Here is a 20,762-nt window from a genome sequence, read left to right as displayed (position 1 = left end):
AGGCTTTTTCCGTTATTGATGGATATTCTTATTCATTTGTTTAATGGCTGCCTTTTCAAGCCTTGAGACCTGAGCTTGGGATATGCCGATTTCTTCAGCGACTTCCATTTGGGTTTTCCCTTGGAAAAAGCGCTTTCGCAAAATCATTTTTTCCCGTTCGTTCAGTCTTCTCATGCCTTCTTTCAGAGCCAGCTCCTCAATCCATTGTGTATCCTTGTTGCGCTCATCGCTGATCTGGTCCATCACGTAAATCGGATCGCCGCCGTCATTATAAATCGGCTCAAACAGTGAAACCGGATCCTGGATGGCGTCAAGGGCAAACACAATTTCTTCATGGGGCACTTCAAGAACTTTGGCGATTTCCTCTGCTGTCGGCTCCCTGCTTGTCTCACTGATTAACCGCTCTCTTACTTGAAGCGCTTTATATGCGATATCGCGAAGCGACCTCGAGACGCGGATCGGATTATTATCCCGCAAATATCTGCGGATTTCTCCGATGATCATCGGTACAGCGTATGTTGAAAACTTAACATTATGGCTTAGGTCAAAATTATCAATGGATTTCATTAGTCCGATGCAGCCGACCTGAAATAAGTCATCAACATACTCTCCTCTGTTGTTAAACCTCTGAATGACGCTTAAGACAAGGCGCAGATTGCCGTTTACAAGCTTTTCCCTCGCTGAATCATCGCCCTCATCCTGTAATTGCCTAAACAGCTTTCTCATCTCTTCATTCTTGAGCACCGGTAATTTGGAGGTATCCACCCCGCAAATTTCGACTTTATTTCTTGACACGTTTTTCCCTCCCACTAGGAGCTGCTGTACAACGTTAAGTATCTCCTCGGGTGGGAAAAATATGCACCGCCATTTTACAGAAATAAACATCCGGCTGCGGCAATCCTTGCAGCAGTAAGGGCTGTCAGATGGAAAAAATTTTACACCATTTTGTTAAACTCTTTTCTCAGTCTTTTGATAATCCGCTTTTCGAGCCGGGAGATATAAGATTGTGAAATCCCCATCATGTCGGCTACATCTTTTTGTGTTTTTTCTTCTTCTCCGACAAGCCCGAAACGCAGTTCCATAATCTGCTTTTCTCTTTCGTTTAATTGCTCAAGCGCTTTTTTCAGAAGTTTTTTATCCACATTGGCTTCAATGTCTTTTGTAATAATATCATCATCTGTGCCGAGCACATCCGAAAGCAGCAGTTCGTTTCCGTCCCAATCAATGTTCAGCGGTTCATCAAATGATACCTCTGAACGGATTTTGTTGTTACGGCGCAAGTACATTAAAATTTCGTTTTCGATACATCGCGACGCGTAGGTGGCGAGTTTGATTTTCTTTTCCGGATTAAAAGTGTTTACCGCTTTGATCAAACCGATGGTGCCGATGCTGATTAAGTCCTCGATATTGATGCCGGTGTTTTCGAATTTGCGGGCAATGTAAACGACAAGACGTAAGTTTCTCTCAATCAGGATGGCCCGCGCCGCCTGATCCCCGCTCGGCAGCTTTAATAAGAGCACCTGCTCCTCTTCTTTAGACAAAGGCGGCGGCAACGCCTCGCTTCCTCCTATGTAATATACTTCATCGCTTTTCAGTCCGAGTTTCATCAGCCATTTATACCACAAATATGTCAGACGCAGCTTAAGTTTTTTCATCTTCCTCCCCCTTCTAAATACAATGCATTTTGAGTATGATGAATAACAGACTTTTCGTCAGGAAACATGTTTTACAGCCTTCCCTGTCAGCATCTTCGGATGAACGATTCCGTCAAATTCACCGTCCGCGGATAATGGTTTCGTGCTGATGCCGATCAGGCATTTTTCACAAGCGATCATTTCGTCTTTTGTTAAAATCGTGACGTAATCCGGCTTTAAACAGAGTAAAAATTGATTGTCCTGGCCGACGCCCCTGTACGGAATCAGCCTCAGCTTATCCGCATGGCGGAACGAATCATCAAGCTGCTCTATCACTTCAAGCGGACTGGCGGATTTGATGAGGTCCGTTTCCTTTTCGCTGAGAATCGGAGCGAATTTGTCAATGCAAAGGATCATGACCGGCGTTTTCGTCAGCGGATCATACAGCTGATTCCCGGAATCCACCAATCCTTTCGCGCGGATTGTCTGTCCGCTGAATTCCGCCTGCACCATGACAAGTTCATCGTACTGAATGGACTTCGTCTCGATGTCTTCAATTCTCTTTTTCGAAAAAAACCATATGGCCGGAAATCCGATAACTACAAACATCCAGCTGATCGGGTCGCCGAATCCGGTCTGGCTTGTGACCATTACGCCTTGCTGCACAATTGATTCTGTCTGCAGCAGGGAATGTACGCCGATCATTCCCCCGCCGACGAGAAAAGTCGCGAAATAAAAGGCGAACAAATTTTGAAAAAAGTATCGGAACCGTTTAAAGCCAAAAGCCGTAAGCACGATGACTACTGAAAACGCCATTTTTCCCGCCGGATGCTCCACAAAGGGAGAAACAGGCGTAAACATCAGAAGCACAATGGCTGACCCGATGAAACCGCCGGCGGCCACTCTTCTTTTTTTCACCTGGCGTTTTAAAATAAAGGCGGTCAATAAAAGCAAAAGAGAATCAAAACAAAAGTTCAACAGCCAAATGACATCCAGATAGATTTTCACATCTGACCCCTTTCCACTTTTGTCTTACTTATCTGTTTCTCTCTCTTGTTTCATAAGTATAAAGCAAGCTCTGTGGGAAAGTCTGTCAATTAATGTTGAGGGTAAAGTACAATTTTTAAGGGATAACCGTTTTATTTGTCGAGGGCCGAAAGGGTTGATTTCCTATTGTCCCCTTCAACTAAAAAAGCGCTGCCGTGATTTGGCAGCGCTCTGTTTTACTCATTGATATAAAGTTTTCCTTTAGCCGTCTGTCTCGTTTCATTTCCGTAGTCATCTCTTGCGATAACGTCAATTTTTGCTCCGCTTGCTTTGATGGAAGAAGTCGCCGTCCAGTAACCCTCATATCGTCCCGGAGAAATTTCTCTCAGCGGAAGCTCTGTTGCGTTTTGGCTCCCTGCCCGGGCGTTTGTCAGAGGCAGACGGATCACGAAGGAAGCGTCTAATTTCTTTCCGCTTGAAAAAGCGATTTTCACTGATTCTCCGGCTTTTAATTCCTTATCCGCTCCGGGAACCAATCCGGAAATGACGGGAGCATTGTAATTGACATCGATTACCGTCTTTTTCGTTGTTTTGTTACCCGCTTCATCTGAGGCCGTGACCTTGATCTCATTGCTGCCGTTTTCCAGAAGGGTTCTCGCTTGATAAGAACCGTTATTTACTTCAGCTTTTTTTCCGTTCACCTTTACCCATTTTAAATGGGCGTCGTGCACTTTTCCTTTTACAGTCACTGCTTCTTTATTTGTTTTATCACCGTTTGCCGGACTGTCAATCGTCACATCCGGCTTATCCTCATCTAGTATAACCGTGACAGGGCGTGACTCATCGGTTGACCCGCTGTCTGTCACAGATGCCGCTGTCAGCCGATTGGCATCTTTAGTGAGTGTGACATCAGCCTGGAAATTGCCGTCTGCATCTGCTTTCGTTTCTGCGGCGGTTTTACCGTTATTGGTAAGACGGACAGCGGTTTTTGGTGAAGCCGTTCCCTTCACCGTGATTGACTTCTTGTTTGTAAATGACTGATCTTCAGGCGACGTTATGTCAGGCACAGAAGCTTCGTAGTCGACCAAAGCTCTGATCATATAGTTTCCGTCTGATTTATCGGCTTTTGACCAGCGGCCGTCGAGGTATTGCCAGTTTCTGTTCGAGTACGGACTGCCGTCATCAGATGACAGGGCAGGTGTATAAGGATCGGGTTTCGTCTGGCGGAACACAAGATAAAAATCCTTTCCGACCTCGATTCCTTTTGAGCTGAGATCCACTTTGGTCCATTCTCCGTTTCGAAGCGCTTCAGCTTGGAACGGGCCGGCAATTTTGCTGCCCGGAGCTCCATCAGGGCCGGATGCATCATATACTTCTGCTTGAAATTCGGTACCTCCCGGATCAGGCCAGTCTGCGCCCCAAAATTTAAAAAGGCCTCCCGTCAGCATACCGTGTTCTTTTCCGTCTTTAAGCGTCATCTTAACGGCAGATTTGCTGCCGGCTTTAAAATATGACAGCGCGGCTTCTTCTGTCCCGTTATCATAGGCAATTTCCCCTTCATAACCGATATACGGCTTAAGCTTGACGTTTTTTTCAGCATCCCCTTTGATGTCAACAGAAAATTCGCTATTGTAAAAGCCTTTTGCCGCTACTTTGATTGTGTAGGAGCCTTCGTACGCCTTAAGCGAATATTCCCCTTTATCGTTTGTCACCGCCGGTTTAATTGCGGCATCCTCAGCCACATAAAGCGCAGCCCCTTTTACCGGTTTACCTGTTGACTGATTGGTGATGGTTCCTTTTAGCGTGCCGGACGGCATTTGCTCCAGTGTAAAGTCTGCCTGTGCGGTTTTGTCTGATTGAATAGAAACTTGTTTCGAAGCGGACTTAAATCCGTAAGCCTCGGCTTTCAGCGTATAGCTTCCCGCCTTATGTGACAGGTTGTAGCTTCCGCTTGCAGGGTCGGAATATACGGATTTCCCCGTCTCGGAGACACTGATTTGCGCTCTGAGCGGCAGGAGGTTTGTTTCACGTTTCACTCTTTTTCCGGGTGATTTCACTGCCGGTTTGGCCTGTTTCGGACTGACGGCTTTTTTCTTCAGGTGGCCGGGAGGTGTTTGTCTTTTGTGTTTATTTTTTTTGGCCGCCTTGCCGAGAGGGCTGCTTGAAAGCCGGACATCATCGATATACCATCCGTTTTCATTCAGTACTTCGTCTGACTGCATATTAAACATGAGCTTTATGTTTTGGCCTTTATACGCAGATAAATCAGCCTCTTCATCGTTCCATCCTGCGGAGTCACCATTGTAAACGGCCGCCTGCTCCCAATTTGATTTTCCTTCCGGCAGAACGAACACATACCCGTAATCAAAAAATTCTTCGAGCTTGTGCCAGCTTTTAAATTGCAAAAACAGCCGTCCTGTTTCCGGAACTTGAATCGGAGGCATCACCAAATTCATGTTGGCTGAATCGGCATAAGGGCCGGACAGATTCGTCGCATACACTTTATCTCCGGAAAATGCGGTGCCGGGCCCTGAACCCGGGGTACCCCATTCCCATTGGTCATGTGTCCCGTAACTGGACCAGCCCGCCGGCTGTGATTCAAAATCCTCTTTGTATCCCGCCGTAATGCTCGGTTTCACGTCAGCCCGGTACGTATCAGATTCTACAGAATGACCTCCGAAATCTTTTATGGTCCATTTATAACTTATCTTGCTTCCCGTTACATCCGGAATTTCCGCCTGGTATGTTCCCTTTTTTTCATCACCGCTTTTTTGAACGGCGGCTGTCGTTTTCCACTCTCCTTCATCAAACTGATAGGAAAGGATGACTTCAGTTACGCTTACATCGTCTTCTGCTGTAACCGTTAACGGAAGGTTTGCCCCTTTGTAAGCCACTGAGACCGGTTCATGATGAAAGCTGGGCGGATTGTGGTCTTCGCCCGCAGAAGAGACCTTGCCTTCTACGCTTCCGATTCCGTCCGTTACGGCAGAAACGGCATCAAAAGCGTTAACGAGACCGTGGCCGTAACCGTTATTCGGTGATTCCGGAAAAACGGAATCTGTCAGCTTTTCCGCGGTGCGCGTCAAAACGTCTTCCATTTCATCGACCGTAATAGAGGCGTTCGCCTGCCTTAACAAAGCCGCCGTCGCCGCCACATGGGGCCCGGCCATTGAAGTTCCGTCCCAGCCGCCTTCGTATGTTCCTCCAGGAATCGAAGAACGGATATTCACTCCCGGAGCCGAAATGTCCGGTTTTGTTTCATGATACGGTGAGGGGCCTTGAAGTGAGAAATCAGCGAGTTTCTTGTCGATGTCAGTCGCACCTGTCGCAAATGCTTCAGGATAATTGGCCGGATTTGCGATTGAACCCGGTCCTCCCGGTGTAAATAAGTCTTCATTTCCCGCAGAGAATTCCGGAAAAATCCCTGCCGCTCTCCACGCATTCACCATATCGCGGTACCACTCGTCCATTCCCGAACCGCCTGCCCAGGAATTATTAACAACATCCGGCGCCATCTCGGGATGCGGCGTGCCGTTTTTATCTTTAGGCGCGAGCACCCATTCACCGGCATCCAAAATATCGGCATCGGTTCCTCCGTCATCTGAAAATGCTTTTACTGCGATCCATTTCGCCCCCGGAGCCACACCGATTTGATTTGAGCCGTCAGGTTCTGAACCCGTCATGGTCCCTGTTACATGAGTGCCGTGTTCAAGATCATCGTAGGGAGCGTCTTTATGGGACACGGCATCATACCAGTTCATTTCATGATTCGGCGCTGCGGGATTTGCAGGATCGTAACCCCGGTATTTTTCCTTAAGCGCCGGATGATCCCACTGAACTCCCGTATCAATGGAGGCGACAACCGTGCCGGTTCCGTCGTATCCTGAGGCCCAGGCCTGCGGCGCATCAATTTGGCTGATATTCCATTCGATGCCTTCCTTTGCTTTGATCTCTTTTTGTTTTTTCTTCATTTGAAAAGGAGCTTTTGATTGTCGTTGAGTAAGCTGACGTTTTTCATTCGGAAGAACTTTTTCTACTTCAGGAAATGAGGCGGCTTTTTCCATTACCTCTTTCGAAGCAGTGACTGCCATTCCGTTAACAATATAATAGGAATGGATGTGATCAGCCTTGCCTTTCTTTTTTTGTTTTTCCAAATATGTTTTCAGATTCTGCTGCGCATCATGAGCCGCCAGTTTTAAAGAAGAAACGACGGCTGACCGCTTTTGATATTCGGTTTTTGCTGCGGAAAGCGATTGGGACTTGGCGTTTTTTTCTGCTTCTTTGACCGCTTTTTTCGTATTGGCTTTCTCTTGAAATTTGATAAGAAACGTGACTTTATCATTTTTTTCAAAACGCTTCTTGACTGAATCGGAAATCTTATGCTGAATGCTCTTAGAGGAAGAAAGATCTTTGGTGAAAGAAACTGCTCCCGGTGCGCTGTTCGCTCCGGCTGCACCCGGAAACAACAGGGAACTGACGACAATCGCGCTTAAAACGGAGCCTGTCCATCTGTTTCTCGTTTTTTTCTTCAATCGTATCCCCCCTTATTTGGTAACGCCCTATAAAATGTGTATCCCTCCTTCATAATTGGAATCGTTTGTCATTTCGATGCTGTACGTTAAATGTAGACAATCTTCCATCCAGATATTGTCACATTCTGTAGAAAGCAGTATGAAACTAAAAAACAATCAATTCGTCATAGGTATAAAGTTGCTTTTTTCACCGTATAGATCATGGGGGTAGGAAGGAAGACTGGCACAAAAAAGAAAAAGGACAAAACCATGTGGTCTTGTCCTTTTTTACATCAGCCGCGTTTGTTGCGGTTTCTTAAAAATGTAGGAATGTCGAGGGCATCATCCGCAGGCTGTGATGTATGGCGGTTCGACGTGTTTTGATGCTGTGTTTCTTCTCGTTTCGGCTCACGTTTCGCAGCGTTTTGGCTTTGAGACTTCAATCCTTGGTTTAAAGTCGGGCGCTGCGGTTTTGAGTCATCTTTTTCCTGTTCGATAAAACCGGTCGCAATAACGGTGACGACGATTTCATCTTTCAGATTTTCATTGATAACTGAACCGAAAATCATATTGACATCAGGGTCAGATGCAGAAGCGACGATGTCGGCTGCTTCCTGCACTTCGTAGAGGCTCAGGTTTGTACCTCCCGTAATGTTCATCAAAACACCTTGCGCTCCGTCGATTGCCGCTTCCAGTAACGGACTGGAGATCGCCTTTTTGGCGGCTTCAGCAGCACGGCTTTCGCCCGTAGCGATCCCGATACCCATCAATGCTGAACCTTTGTTGGACATGATGGTTTTGACATCGGCAAAGTCCAAGTTGATTAAACCAGGCGTTGCGATGAGGTCAGAGATACCTTGCACCCCTTGGCGAAGCACGTTATCAGCTTCACGGAATGCTTCAAGCATCGGTGTGTTTTTATCGACAATTTCAAGAATGCGGTCATTCGGAATAACGATCAGTGTGTCAACGGCTTCTTTCATTGCCGTGATACCGCCTGCAGCCTGCAGCTGACGTTTTCTTCCTTCAAATGTAAACGGTCTTGTTACGACACCGACAGTCAAAGCGCCTAAGTCCTTTGCGATTTGCGCGATAACCGGTGCGGCTCCCGTTCCGGTACCGCCTCCCATTCCGGCTGTAACGAACACCATGTCAGCGCCTTTTAGCGCTTCTTCGATTTGTTCCTTACTTTCTTCAGCGGCTTTTTTGCCGACTTCCGGATTCGCACCCGCTCCGAGACCGCGGGTCAGCTTTTCCCCGATCTGCATTTTCACTTCCGCTTTTGACAGGTTAAGAGCTTGCGCGTCCGTGTTTACCGCAATGTACTCTACACCCTGTACTTCATTTTCAATCATTCGGTTGACCGCGTTATTACCGCCGCCTCCTACTCCGATTACTTTAATTGATGCTAAGCCGTCTATGTTTGTTTCGAAATCCAACATGCTAAATCCTCCTAATCTGCCGAATGACTATCAATCTATTCCCAAAACATGCTTAATAGTTTTTTCATTTTGCTCGGTTTGTTGTGTTCGGCTTGTGTTTTTTGTTTTGCTTTTGGACGCTGCTGCGCCTCTGGCCGCTGATGATGTTCTTCTTCGTGAGAGACCGCGATTTCCTGCACGGCTTCTTCCGGCATATGAAAGCCTATTTTTCTTCCCTGAATTCTGGCATTTCGGCAGGCAAATTGTATCAAGCCGACACCCGTCATATACTGAGGGTCTCTTACACCGATATAATTCGGGCTTGCGACCCTTACATTGTGCCTCAGCACTTCCTGTGCCAATGAAAGCACTCCGGGCATTGCGGCCTGTCCGCCGGTCAGCACAAAGCCGCCGGGCAGATCTGTAATTCCCATATGCTCAATTTCGGCTGCGGCAATCTCAAGAATCTCTTCCACTCTTGCTTCAATAATATTGGCAATTTCCTGCTGTGTAAAAGATTGCTTTTGATTCGTTCCTATGACGGTGACTTCAAATACTTCATCTTCTGAAGCCTCATCGTAGAATGCATGTCCGAATTGTTTTTTTACTCTTTCAGCCTCTTCGGTGGAAGTGCGCAATCCGATCGATACATCTTTCGTGATGTTTTCGCCTCCGAGCGGAATGACGGCTGTCTCCTTCAGGTGCCCCTGTTCAAATACCGCCACCGTCGTCGAGCCGCCGCCGATATCAATCATGGCGACTCCGAGGTTTTTTTCGTCTTTTGACAAAGCCGCCGAACCGGCCGCAAGCGGCTGCAGGCAGATATCAGTAATTTCAACGCCCGCTCTCTCCACACAGCGAAGTAAATTATGTAAGATCGTTTTGGATCCGGTAATCAGCGTGCCTTCTACTTCCAGGCGCACGCCGAGCATTTTTTTCGGATCGGTAATTTCGTCTCTTCCGTCAACGATAAACTGTTTAGGAACGACGTCAACGATCAGCTGCTCATGCGGAACTGACACGACCTGTGCCGCTTCCATTACCCTGCGGACGTCTTCAACGTGAATTTCTTTGTTTTCACTGGAAACAGCGACAACGCCGTTCGTATCTTGAATATGAATATAATTTCCATTAACGCCGACAATGGCTTTTTTCAGCGGAAAACCTACCATTCTTTCAGCTTGGTCAAACGCTTTTCTTATAGAATGAACGGTTTCATCTATATCAACGATTGAGCCTTTTTTCAACCCTTCAGACGGTACATTTCCCACTCCGATAATGTTAAGGGAATCATCTGTCATTTCTCCGACGATCACTTTTGTATTGGACGTACCGATGTCAAGACTGACGTAAAGTTCATTGTTGTTCATTCTATGGCACCTCCTCACATTTCGATCAAATTCTATTCTATTATTTGCGGAACAACAATACAATGAATGTGGCTTTACAAGTGTGTAACAAAAACAACAGCATCAACAAATTCTTATCTGATTTCTCACAATTTATGTTTAATGAAACTATTCGTTATATTCTATGTATATCCTCTTTTATATCGCATTTTTTTTATTTTTTTTAGAGACGGCCCACCTTACCGTAAGATTTCCTGTCACGGTGCCATAATGTGCAAACCAGATGCAAATATACCCGCTTTCCATTAGTCTACACTAAGATGAACCTCCAGAAAAGCTATAGATATTGCCAGAAACATCCGAAAAAAGAAGAAACAGGAGGAAAATTCCAAATGCAATGCTCATTGCAGAAGACACGCCCATTGCATTGAGAATTTTCCGCTTGTCCGGCAGCCATATCCCGGGCAAAAACAAACATAGTCATAATGATTCCGCTATCGGTTATATCGGCTGCCCCGCTGATTGTAATAGATTCTTTTGAATCACCTTTAAATTAGTTCTTTAGAACTATTAATCATTTTCTTTTTTCTTGCCGGATTTACCTTTGTTAAATTCTTCAAAATACGTAGCGACTTCTAAGTGGATAATCCCCTTTTTCCCGCCGTCCAGCTGGGAAACGATAGAAGGATAGGTCTTCATCCGGCCGGCAAACGTTTTAATAGAAGCGGTAACTACATACCCGTCGTTCATATACAGCTTGATCCGGTCCTGATCCATTTTTACCGGTGTATAATAGATTTCAGAAATCGACTGCTTAAGCGAACCGGAAAGCTTATCAAGCTGCTCCGCCATTTTGACCCGCTTTTTCGCGTTTGTCCAGTCAACCAAAATCGGGCCCGCGTCATCCGGTGTGACTTCGTTCGGCAGCACGGTGCCGTTTTCGAGCACTTCATAATACACATCATGTCGCTGCAGATACGCGATCGTCTTGTATTCTTCAATGTGAATGCTGACTTTGTTAGGAAATACTTTTGAAAGTTCCGCCTTTTTCACCAGCTTATTCTGCTCAATCTTTTCTTCTGTTTGTTTCTTGTTCAGACTCCAGAACTCGGTTTGTCCGTTATGTATATCAGAAAGCGCGTTGATCTCTTTTACAGACACGTTTTCGTTTCCGGAAACGGTGACAGAAGACACTTTGCTGATCGGCATCTGCAAGTACACGATGATCAGCACCATCATAAAAAAGAGCACAATGAATGAAATCAGCCGGCGGTTTGCTTTTTGTTTCCGCTGCTCTTTGATTTTCGGAATCCGCTCTTCAATATTTACGATTTTTTCTCTTTCATGATTTGGGTTCACTGCCTGTCCACCTCACTAAGAATGAAACAGCTTGACATTCGTCTGATTGAAAAACAAACGGCATGCTGTGATGCCGTTTGACATTTGTTAAAAGTATATCACATGAGCTCATGTAAATCAGAGAACCTTTTAACGATTCCCTCCGATGATTTCAACTTCTGTATGCATGTCAACATCATACTGCTCACGGATTGTCTTTTTCACATACTCAATCAGGTCTAGAACGTCCTTGGCAGTCGCTCCGCCGGCATTGACGATAAAATTCCCGTGCATTTCGGATACTTTCGCTCCGCCGATCTGATGTCCTTTTAATCCCGCTTTTTCAACGAGGTTTCCGGCATGATTCGGCAGCGGATTTCTGAATATGCTTCCGGCGCAGGGGCTTGAATACGGCTGAGTATTTTTTCTATAATCTTTGTTCTGCTGCATTTGCGCCGTAATGGCTTCCCGTTCCTTCTGCTCAAGCTGAAGAACTGCCTCGAGACAGACGCCGGGGCGTTTTTTCTGCAAAACAGACGTTCTGTAGCTGAAATCCATCTCTTCGTTTGTCAGCCATTCGATTGTGCCGTCTTCAAATAAGATACGGGCTTTCACAAGAATCTCACTCATATCAGATCCGTGCGCCCCGGCATTCATATAGACGGCTCCGCCGATTGATCCGGGAATGCCCGCTGCAAATTCGAGACCGGACATTCCTTTTTTACTCATGGAAGTCGCAAGCCGGACGACCGAATAGCCGCCTCCGACCGTCACTTGATCACCGTCAATCTCCAAATGATCCAGACCCGCGCCCAGTTTGATGACAACTCCTCTTATGCCTTCATCAAGCACGAGCAGATTTGAACCGCGGCCGATAACCGTCCATGGCAGATCATGTTTCTTCACAATATCCATAATATCTTTGACCGCTTCCACACGGTTGGGGATGATTAAAATGTCCGCCGGACCGCCGATTTTCATCGTTGTATGGTTCGCGAGCGGTTCTTGTTCCAGCACTTTGCCGACTTCGCGGTCTCTTAATTCCTGAATTACGTTCTCCATCATAAACCTCCGCATTCCATTTGCTCTATTTTTTTATGTCTTCCATGATACTGTACAGTCTGGCTGCCGCATCCGGAACACCGAGTGATTTTGTCCGCTCACTCATGTCTTTTAAGGTTTCTTCATTCATGACGATTTTGTCCAGCGCAGCGATCAGTTTTTCTCCGCTGAGCTCGGTTTCCTTCAGTACGATTGCAGCGTCATGCTGGCTGAGCGCCTTCGCATTGACTTCCTGGTGATTGGCTGTCACATACGGGCTCGGAATAAGCACGCTCGGAATGCCGAGAGCGGTGATCTCCGCAATCGTCGTCGCTCCGGCTCTGGCCACAATGACATCAATTGATTGTAAGTACTCCGGCATTTGGTGCAAAAACGGTTTTGTCACCATATTATCAGCGGCTTTTCCGCCTTTCAGCTCAGCCGTTACCTTCTCGTAATGCACTTCCCCGGTAATATAAAGGACTTGGTAAGGTCTCGTTTTCAATTCTTCCTGCATATCTATAACGGCACGGTTAATGGGAGCCGCGCCTCTGCTTCCGCCGAAAATGAGCACCGTTTTTTGATTGTCTTTCAGCCCGAACTCAGTTAATGAGCGGCCTGTCTTAATTGAGACGACTTCAGAGGCTCTCGGGTTTCCCGTAAACACAACTTTTTCAGCAGGAAAATGCGATTTTGCCTCTTCAAAGCAAATTGCCACCTTATTAACATATTTCGAGAGAAACTTATTTGTGATGCCGGGCAGGCTGTTTTGCTCATGAATGATCGTCGGAATCCCCATTTTTGCCGCCGCGTATACGACCGGACCGCATACATAGCCGCCTGTACCGATAACGGCATCCGGTTTAAACTCTTTTAAATATGATTTGCTTTTCGTCACGCCTTTTAAGAAACGCATGACGGTTTTTACATTTTCAAAAGAAAGTTTTCGTTTGAAACCTGTAATTTCAATGGCGCGAAACGGAATATTTTCCCGTTCAACAATTTTTTTCTCAAGGCCGTTCTCTGTTCCGATATACAAAAATTCCACATCCGGATGCCGGCGCTGAACTTCTTTAATAAAGGCCAGGGCCGGATAAATATGTCCTCCGGTTCCGCCTCCGCTTACTGCAATACGCATTCGTATGTCCCCCTTAATCACATAGCGATAACCCTGTTTTTTAGGACAGGGTTATTGATGTTGTCTGTTTTTTTATAGATAACGAATAAATCATGAGTGATGAGGCAAGATACAGATCAATACCTCGAGTACCGGCTGACATTTAAAAGCACGCCGACCGCTGCGAGCATCAGCGTCAGTGATGAGCCTCCGTAGCTTAAAAACGGCAGCGTAATTCCTGTTACCGGGATCAGCCCCGTCACAACGCCGATATTAATCATGACTTGAATAGCTATCATAGAAATAATACCGATGGCGACAAAGCTTCCGTATAAATCCGGCGCGCCGAGGGCAATCCTGACGCCCCGCCATAATAAAATACTGAACAGCAGCAATATGAGCGAACCGCCGATAAAGCCGAGTTCCTCAGATAAAATAGCAAAAATGAAATCGGTTTGCGGCTCCGGCAGGTAAAAAAACTTTTGCCGGCTTTGACCCAGCCCCATCCCGAACAGTCCGCCCGGACCTACGGCATAGAGCGACTGAATGATCTGAAATCCGCTTCCAAGCGGATCCTCCCACGGGTTTAAGTAAGAGGTAATCCGTTTAATCCGATAAGGAGCGGACAGAACTAGTGCCGCAAATCCGCTTAAACCGATGAGTCCGAGGAACGCAAAATGAGCGATTCGCGCACCGGAAACAAAAATCATCACGATGCACGTGCCCACCATTACCGTCCCCGTTCCCAGGTCTGGCTGGCACATAATAATAATAAATGCAGAAAACACGATTCCGAGCGCGGGAACGAATCCGCGTCTGAATGACGTAATATTCTTCTGTTTTTCAGAAAGAAATTTAGCCAGAAACGCAATCATCGCGAGTTTCATAAACTCCGAAGGCTGAATGCTGAACGCTCCCACTCCGATCCAGCTTCTTGAACCGTTCCGCACCATTCCGACTCCCGGAATCAGCACAAGCACAAGCAGAAAAAAACAAATAATCAGAAGCAGCTTCGACCATGTGCGCCATGTCCAATAATCCACATTCATAATGAAAAACATGGCAATGACGCCGATCCCCGCAAACAGCAGCTGCCGTTTCGCGAAGAAAAACGAGTCGTCAAATTTATAATCCGCCCATACCGCACTTGCACTGTAGACCATAATTAATCCTATTGTTAAAAGCAATAACGTAATGATAACTAATAACAAATCAGGCGCTGTTTTTTTAGTAGTCAAAGCAATCGACACCCCAAGCATAAGTCATTTAGGGCTGCCGATGAACAGAGACAAGCCCTTACTTAAGCATATGCACGGCATCTATAAACATGTCACCGCGTTCTTCAAATGTTTTGAACTGATCCCAGCTTGCACACGCGGGTGACAAGAGGATGACGTCTCCTTCATTTGAGAGCGCAAACGCCGCAGATACTGCTTGTTCAACATTATCGACACGTTTGACATGTTGTATTCCCAGCTCATTGCCCAGTTTTTCTATCTTCGGCGCTGTCTGTCCGAACGTCAGGACCGCTTTGACATTATCCATATACGGTTTCAGGTCGTCAAAACCGTTGCCGCGGTCCAGTCCGCCTGCAAGCAGAATAACCGGTGCTTTGAATGCGGAGAGCGCTTTGCTTGTGGCCAAAATATTCGTCGCTTTGCTGTCATTATAAAATTTACGATTCTGGATCGCAGTTACATACTGCAGACGGTGTTTGACACCGGTAAAGCTTGTCAGCACCTTCTGAATCGCTTTATTAGACGCGCCCGCCGTTTTTGCCGCGGCTACAGCGGCTAAAATATTTTCTAAATTGTGCGCGCCCGGCAGTACGATGTCATCAACAGGCAGAATCACTTCATCGCCGAACATCAGCATTCCGTCTTTAATGAATGCGCCGCTTGACAGTTCCTGGTGAACTGAAAACGGAACGGTGCCGGCTTTTCCGCTTTCGGCAAGCCGCACGACTGTTTCATCGCTTTGATTCACGATGGCCGTATCACTCTCAAGCTGATGAAGATACACGTTCTGCTTGGCTTTTTCATAGTTTTCACGGCTGTGATGGTAATCCAAATGAGCGTCGAACACATTTAAAATCAGGCCGATTTCAGGTCTGAACGCATGAGTCCCCATAAGCTGGAACGAAGAAAGCTCTGTGACGATCCATTCATCACCGTCAGCATGATAAGCCACTTCACTGGCGACAGTGCCGATATTCCCTGCGATCAGCGCCTTTATCGAGTCAGCTTTCAGCATTTCATAAATCAGGGTCGTCGTTGTTGTTTTCCCGTTTGAACCTGTAATGCCGATAAATTTTGCATTGGTGATATAATACGCAAGCTCGATTTCCGTCCAGACCGGGATGCCTCTTCTTTGCGCTTCCTCCACCATGATATTTTCATACGGGATTCCGGGATTTTTGATCAGAATGGTAATGTGATGCTGATCAAAAAGTGACGTCGGATGCTCACCGCAGATGACTTCAATTCCTCTTTCTGAAAGCCTTTGGGCAGGTTCGTTCTCTTCAAAGGCTTTTTGATCATTCACGACGACGTTAACGCCTTTTTCATGAAGAATCGACGCAGCCGCATATCCGCTTTTCGCCAGTCCGAGGACCAGAAAGTTTTGTTTTTGCAAAAAAAGTTCGTTTTCCACTTATAACCACACCTCGATGTAAATTCCTAAAACGGCAAGCAGCAGTCCCGCAGTCCAGAATGTGACGACAACTCTCCATTCAGACCATCCGACCAATTCGTAATGGTGGTGAAGCGGACTCATCTTAAAGATTCGTTTTCCTGTCGTTTTAAAGCTGATGACTTGTAAGATAACAGATAAGGTCTCAATAACAAATACTCCGCCGATAATGACGAGCAGAATTTCAAGCTTCGTCAGAATGGCAACGGTCACGATCGCTCCTCCGAGCGCAAGCGAACCGGTATCCCCCATAAATACCTTGGCGGGATGGGCGTTGAATACAAGAAAACCAAGAACGGCGCCGACAACGGCAACCGAGAAAATCGCAACGTCATATTGTGACTGGTTCCACGCAAGGATGGCGAAAGCGCCGAATGCGATAGCCGCGGTACCGGACAAGAGACCGTCCAGACCGTCTGTCAGGTTGACGGCATTTGAACCTCCGACAAGCATAAAGAGAACGAGGATAAAGTATCCCCAGCCGAGATCGATTGACAGATGTGTGCCCGGCACCCTGATACCGGTTGAAAAATGGCAATAATGATATACTCCGTAAAATACAATGGCAATAATGATCTGGCCGATCAATTTCTGCTTCGACGTCAATCCGAGATTCCGTTTCATTACTACTTTAATATAGTCATCCAGAAAGCCGAGCAGGCCGTATCCGATCGTGACAAACAGCAGAAGAAACATTTCCGCGCTCAGATGCGAAAATTTCTGCGTCATGACAATCGCCGTAATGGCGATGGATACGATAATCATGACTCCGCCCATCGTCGGCGTCCCTGATTTTTTCATATGTGATTTCGGCCCCTCTTCCCTGATGCTTTGGCCGAATTTTAAACGTCTTAAAAACGGGATAAGAATCGGAGATATCAGAACACTGATTAAAAATCCCATTATTATTGTAAATAAAATCACTTGCTCAAGCATTGCTCTTTTCTCCTCCCGTTTCGTTCAAACGACATACGTATTTATCATATTCACATTGTGTCCCCGTAATTCTTTTCATTTCCCTCATTCTAACACTCTTTCCTGTTTTACTTTTTATTCAGCTCAACAATAGCTCTACCCGCTACTTCGGCGTCATCAAAGTCGAATGTTTCATTGCCGATCTGCTGATAGGTTTCATGCCCTTTCCCGGCAATCAGAACCACATCTCCCTTTTTCGCGTTGGCAATGGCAAAAAAGATAGCCTGCTCGCGGTTTGCGATACTGTGATAGTAAGTGCCTTCTACCCCTCTTTCCATATCTCTTAATATGGCCAGCGGGTCCTCGCTTCTCGGGTTATCTGAAGTGAAAATCGGTTCGTCGGCAATCCGCACCGCAATTTCGGCCATTTTCGGGCGTTTCGTTTTGTCCCGGTCTCCGCCGCAGCCGACGACGACGAAAAGCTTGCCCTCTGTCATGTCTTTACATGTATTCAGAACGTTTTCCAGACTGTCAGGCGTGTGCGCGTAATCGACGACCACAGGAAACGGCTGATTATGATTCACCAGTTCAAACCGGCCTCTGACACCTTGAAGCTCTTCAAGAGCGCTTGCGATCGTATCAAACGGCAGTCCCGCTGCGATCGCTGTCGCCGCTGCAGCCAGTACGTTATACACGTTGAAGCGGCCGACGAGTGAAACCGTGATCTGCTTTGTTCCTTTTGGCGTAACGAGTTCAAAGCTTGTGCCTTGCGCAGAGATCTCGATTTGTTTCGCCATGACATCGGCATCGTTCTCGATTCCGTATGTAAGGATGTGCGCCGCCGTCACTTTTTCAAAATAAGCACTGGCTTTGTCATCTGCGTTTAAAACGGCCCGCTTCGGCTTTTCGTGGTTAAAGGAGCCGCCCAGCTGGGAAAACAGGAGGCTTTTAGCCTGTCTGTAGTCTTCCATCGTCTTGTGATAGTCTAAATGGTCCTGCGTCAGGTTCGTGAATACGGCGATATCATAATCGCAGCCGTGAACCCTGCCGAGTGACAGAGCGTGAGAAGACACTTCCATAATAGCTGTGTCAACATGCTCATCATTCATTTTCTTGAACGTTTTTTGCAGTGTGACGCTTTCGGGCGTTGTATTTTTGACCGGGAATGTCTCATCCCCGATTTTAATGTACATCGTTCCGATTAAACCGGTCTGCCTTCCCGCTTTTTTGAAAATCTCATCAACCATGTGCGTCGTTGATGTTTTGCCGTTTGTGCCGGTGATGCCGATAAGCTGAAGCTGCTTTGTCGGCTGCCCGTAAAACGCGTCAGAAAGAACGCTGAGCGCCCGCTGTGACCGGCGGACGATAATGACAGGAACATCGACGTCAAGCTCTTTCTCGGCAACGATGGCCGCTGCGCCGTTTTCTGCGGCTTTTTGGGCGAAATCATGTCCGTCTACCGTATACCCTTTTATACATACAAAAAGACTCCCTTTTCTCACTTCCCTGGAGTCCATCTCAATTGAAGTTATGTCAGGGTCATGAAAGTCATTTTGAACAGGTTCGGCCATTAAATATGTAAGCAGCTTTGTAAGTTTCATTGTATCAAACCTCTCAGAAATTCTATTCATTCTTTTATCATGATAACCGTTTATAAAAGTCAGAATGGCTTTTAAACATACAGTTCATATTTTAGCGTAAATAAAAGGATACATCCAGTTAATCTTAAAAGTTATCTTCTTTTTTTCTCTTTATGATAAGAGGCAGCCGAAAACAATCGGCTGCCTCAAAAAGACTCATTCTTCACTCAAGTAAACACGGATCTTTGAGCCTTCTTTTACTTTCGTTCCGGCTGCAGGTGATTGTTTCACAATTTTGCTTCCTTTTCCTGAGGAGTCTATATTCAAATTGACAAGCAGCGACTCAAGATCAGAGACAGACATCCCTACAACATTCGGAACCTCTATTGTTTTTGTGTCGTTCCATTGATATTTTTTCTCGATTTGATTTTTTCGCGGTTTGACGCCGAGCTCAGGCAGACTGTCTCTCATCATATTTCCGACAATCGGCGCGGCGACGGTTCCCCCGAATTGAATCGTGCCTTTCGGATTATCAACCGCGACATATACGACAAGGCTCGGGTCATCAGCCGGCGCAAAACCGATAAAGGAGACGATATGGTTGTTTTCGAGATATTTGCCGTCTTTAACCTTTTGTGCGGTACCTGTTTTTCCGCCGACGCGATATCCTTCCACAAAGGCATTCCGCCCCGTTCCCTGAGCGACGACGCTTTCTAAAGCATATCTGATCTGCTTTGACGTTTCCTGGGAAATAACTTGCCTTTTCGCAATCGGCGATTGTTTCTTAACGGTTTTTTTCGTAACGGGATCAACCCACTCTTTGGCGATAAACGGAGTATAAAGCGTTCCGCCATTTATTGCTGCGGAAACGGCTGCCACCTGCTGAATCGGCGTGACGGAAACCCCTTGTCCGAAAGCGGTTGTCGCCTGTTCGACCGGTCCGACTCTGTCAAGCGGGAATAAGATCCCCGTTCCTTCCCCTTGCAGATCAATGCCTGTTTTCTTTCCAAAGCCGAAGTCCTTAATATATTGAAACAGCTTTTGTTTTCCGAGCCGTTCCCCCAGCTGTACAAACCCGGGGTTGCAGGAATTTTGAACGACTTCAAGATAAGATTGCGAACCGTGGCCGCCCTTTTTCCAGCATCGGAGGCGGGCGCCGTCGACCTCGGCAAATCCTTTGTCATAAAAGTGGTCTCTTTGCAAGTTTACTTTTTGCTCTTGGAGAGCCGCCGCAAGCGTAATAATCTTAAAGGTCGAACCCGGTTCATATGTGCTCCATACCGGCAGGTTCCGGTTGTAAACGGACGAATCCACCGATTGATAGTCAGCCGGATCAAAATCAGGACGGCTTGACATGCCGAGCACTTCCCCGTTTTTCGGATTCATTGCGACCGCAATCATTCCGTCCGGGTTATATTTCGCCGCTGCATTGTCGAGCTCCCTTTCTATAATCGTCTGAACCTTGGCATCAATCGTCAATTTCATATCAAGTCCGTCTTTCGGAGGGGTGTAATCATCCGCTTCATCAGGCATTTTCTTCCCCTTGGCATCCGTATAAAATTTCACAGATCCCTTGACACCTTTTAAGTCATCATCATAATAAGCCTCCAATCCGAGAAGGCCCTGGTTATCAATACCGGCAAAACCGAGAACATGGGACAAAAAGCTTCCGTACGGATAATGGCGGATGCTGTCTTCAGCCACATAAACCCCTTTTAAGTCGAGCGCTTTGATTTCTTTCGCTTTTTTATTGGAAATTTTCCGACCCTCGGGTGAGATTTTTTCTATGGAGGTTTTCTTAGTAATGTGTTTGTAGACCTTCTCTTCCGACATATTTAAAACTGACGCGAGAAGCTTGCCCGTTTTTATGGGATTTTGGATCTGGCGCGGTACGACAAAGACGGTCGGCGCGCTTTTATTAGTAGCCAGCTTCACGCCGTTTCGGTCAAGAATCTCTCCCCGCTCAGGCTCAAACGGCAAATTCCGGCTCCAGGAATCCTTAGCCAGTGAAGTCAGCTTTTCTCCCATCACAAATTGGACATAGCCTAATCTGCTGTCAATGATCAAAAAAATGATTACGCCAAAAAGCAAAACCAGTAATAAACGTTTTCGAACCGTTACATTTGAAACGCGCAAGGGACCGTCCACTCCTTATTTAGGCTTGTTTCAATTTATGCC

General features: G+C 46.5%; 14 protein-coding genes. All 14 read right to left on the bottom strand.

Features of this window, described 5'->3' with window-relative positions; translation table 11 throughout:
- Positions 1-12: 12 nt before the first annotated feature.
- Positions 13-795, bottom strand: coding sequence for an RNA polymerase sporulation sigma factor SigG (gene sigG, locus RUW00_RS01710; RefSeq protein WP_003154420.1), 783 nt, complete (start codon positions 793-795; stop codon positions 13-15).
- A 140-nt stretch (positions 796-935) separates the two neighbouring features.
- A complete protein-coding gene (sigE, locus tag RUW00_RS01705; protein ID WP_007409714.1) occupies positions 936-1,655 on the bottom strand; it encodes an RNA polymerase sporulation sigma factor SigE in 720 nt (239 codons plus the stop codon).
- 57 nt (positions 1,656-1,712) lie between these two features.
- A complete protein-coding gene (spoIIGA, locus tag RUW00_RS01700; protein WP_014417723.1) occupies positions 1,713-2,642 on the bottom strand; it encodes a sigma-E processing peptidase SpoIIGA in 930 nt (309 codons plus the stop codon).
- A gap of 215 nt (positions 2,643-2,857) precedes the next feature.
- The gene (locus tag RUW00_RS01695) at positions 2,858-7,153 is read right to left on the bottom strand and encodes a S8 family peptidase (RefSeq protein WP_280145082.1); all 4,296 of its coding nucleotides are present in this window, start codon (positions 7,151-7,153) and stop codon (positions 2,858-2,860) included.
- A gap of 272 nt (positions 7,154-7,425) precedes the next feature.
- Positions 7,426-8,574: a cell division protein FtsZ gene (gene ftsZ, locus RUW00_RS01690; protein WP_029973501.1), complete on the bottom strand. Its 1,149-nt coding sequence runs from the start codon at positions 8,572-8,574 to the stop codon at positions 7,426-7,428.
- Positions 8,575-8,609: 35 nt separating this feature from the next.
- A complete protein-coding gene (gene ftsA, locus RUW00_RS01685; protein WP_003154425.1) occupies positions 8,610-9,923 on the bottom strand; it encodes a cell division protein FtsA in 1,314 nt (437 codons plus the stop codon).
- A gap of 549 nt (positions 9,924-10,472) precedes the next feature.
- Positions 10,473-11,261 (bottom strand): cell division protein FtsQ/DivIB, encoded by a 789-nt coding sequence (locus RUW00_RS01680; RefSeq protein WP_007409710.1) that lies wholly within the window; start codon positions 11,259-11,261, stop codon positions 10,473-10,475.
- A 129-nt stretch (positions 11,262-11,390) separates the two neighbouring features.
- The gene (gene murB / locus RUW00_RS01675; protein WP_015388267.1) at positions 11,391-12,302 is read right to left on the bottom strand and encodes a UDP-N-acetylmuramate dehydrogenase; all 912 of its coding nucleotides are present in this window, start codon (positions 12,300-12,302) and stop codon (positions 11,391-11,393) included.
- Between the two features lie 25 nt (positions 12,303-12,327).
- A complete protein-coding gene (gene murG, locus RUW00_RS01670; RefSeq protein WP_014417719.1) occupies positions 12,328-13,419 on the bottom strand; it encodes an undecaprenyldiphospho-muramoylpentapeptide beta-N-acetylglucosaminyltransferase in 1,092 nt (363 codons plus the stop codon).
- Positions 13,420-13,535: 116 nt separating this feature from the next.
- The gene (gene spoVE / locus RUW00_RS01665) at positions 13,536-14,636 is read right to left on the bottom strand and encodes a stage V sporulation protein E (RefSeq protein WP_003154430.1); all 1,101 of its coding nucleotides are present in this window, start codon (positions 14,634-14,636) and stop codon (positions 13,536-13,538) included.
- A 58-nt stretch (positions 14,637-14,694) separates the two neighbouring features.
- Positions 14,695-16,050, bottom strand: coding sequence for a UDP-N-acetylmuramoyl-L-alanine--D-glutamate ligase (gene murD, locus RUW00_RS01660; protein ID WP_095271887.1), 1,356 nt, complete (start codon positions 16,048-16,050; stop codon positions 14,695-14,697).
- On the bottom strand, positions 16,051-17,025 hold the full coding sequence (gene mraY / locus RUW00_RS01655) for a phospho-N-acetylmuramoyl-pentapeptide-transferase (RefSeq protein WP_007409707.1): 975 nt from the start codon (positions 17,023-17,025) through the stop codon (positions 16,051-16,053).
- Between the two features lie 107 nt (positions 17,026-17,132).
- Positions 17,133-18,605 (bottom strand): UDP-N-acetylmuramoyl-L-alanyl-D-glutamate--2,6-diaminopimelate ligase, encoded by a 1,473-nt coding sequence (locus tag RUW00_RS01650; protein WP_017417733.1) that lies wholly within the window; start codon positions 18,603-18,605, stop codon positions 17,133-17,135.
- 195 nt (positions 18,606-18,800) lie between these two features.
- Positions 18,801-20,720: a stage V sporulation protein D gene (locus RUW00_RS01645; RefSeq protein ID WP_095271884.1), complete on the bottom strand. Its 1,920-nt coding sequence runs from the start codon at positions 20,718-20,720 to the stop codon at positions 18,801-18,803.
- Positions 20,721-20,762 lie beyond the last annotated feature (42 nt).

This window comes from Bacillus sp. IS1 (genome assembly GCF_032461585.1).
Taxonomy (GTDB): domain Bacteria; phylum Bacillota; class Bacilli; order Bacillales; family Bacillaceae; genus Bacillus; species Bacillus velezensis.
The sequence above is the reverse complement of the archived record's forward strand: the minus strand, read 5'-3'. Positions and strand labels throughout refer to the sequence as shown.

Excerpts from the sequence above, each read along its gene's own strand:
- sigE (WP_007409714.1), bottom strand. The coding sequence starts at position 1,655 with ATGAAAAAACTTAAGCTGCGTCTGACATATTTGTGGTATAAATGGCTG.
- ftsZ (WP_029973501.1), bottom strand. The coding sequence starts at position 8,574 with ATGTTGGATTTCGAAACAAACATAGACGGCTTAGCATCAATTAAAGTA.
- ftsA (WP_003154425.1), bottom strand. The coding sequence starts at position 9,923 with ATGAACAACAATGAACTTTACGTCAGTCTTGACATCGGTACGTCCAAT.
- murB (WP_015388267.1), bottom strand. The coding sequence starts at position 12,302 with ATGGAGAACGTAATTCAGGAATTAAGAGACCGCGAAGTCGGCAAAGTG.
- murG (WP_014417719.1), bottom strand. The coding sequence starts at position 13,419 with ATGCGTATTGCAGTAAGCGGAGGCGGAACCGGAGGACATATTTATCCG.
- mraY (WP_007409707.1), bottom strand. The coding sequence starts at position 17,025 with ATGCTTGAGCAAGTGATTTTATTTACAATAATAATGGGATTTTTAATC.
- RUW00_RS01650 (WP_017417733.1), bottom strand. The coding sequence starts at position 18,605 with ATGAAACTTACAAAGCTGCTTACATATTTAATGGCCGAACCTGTTCAA.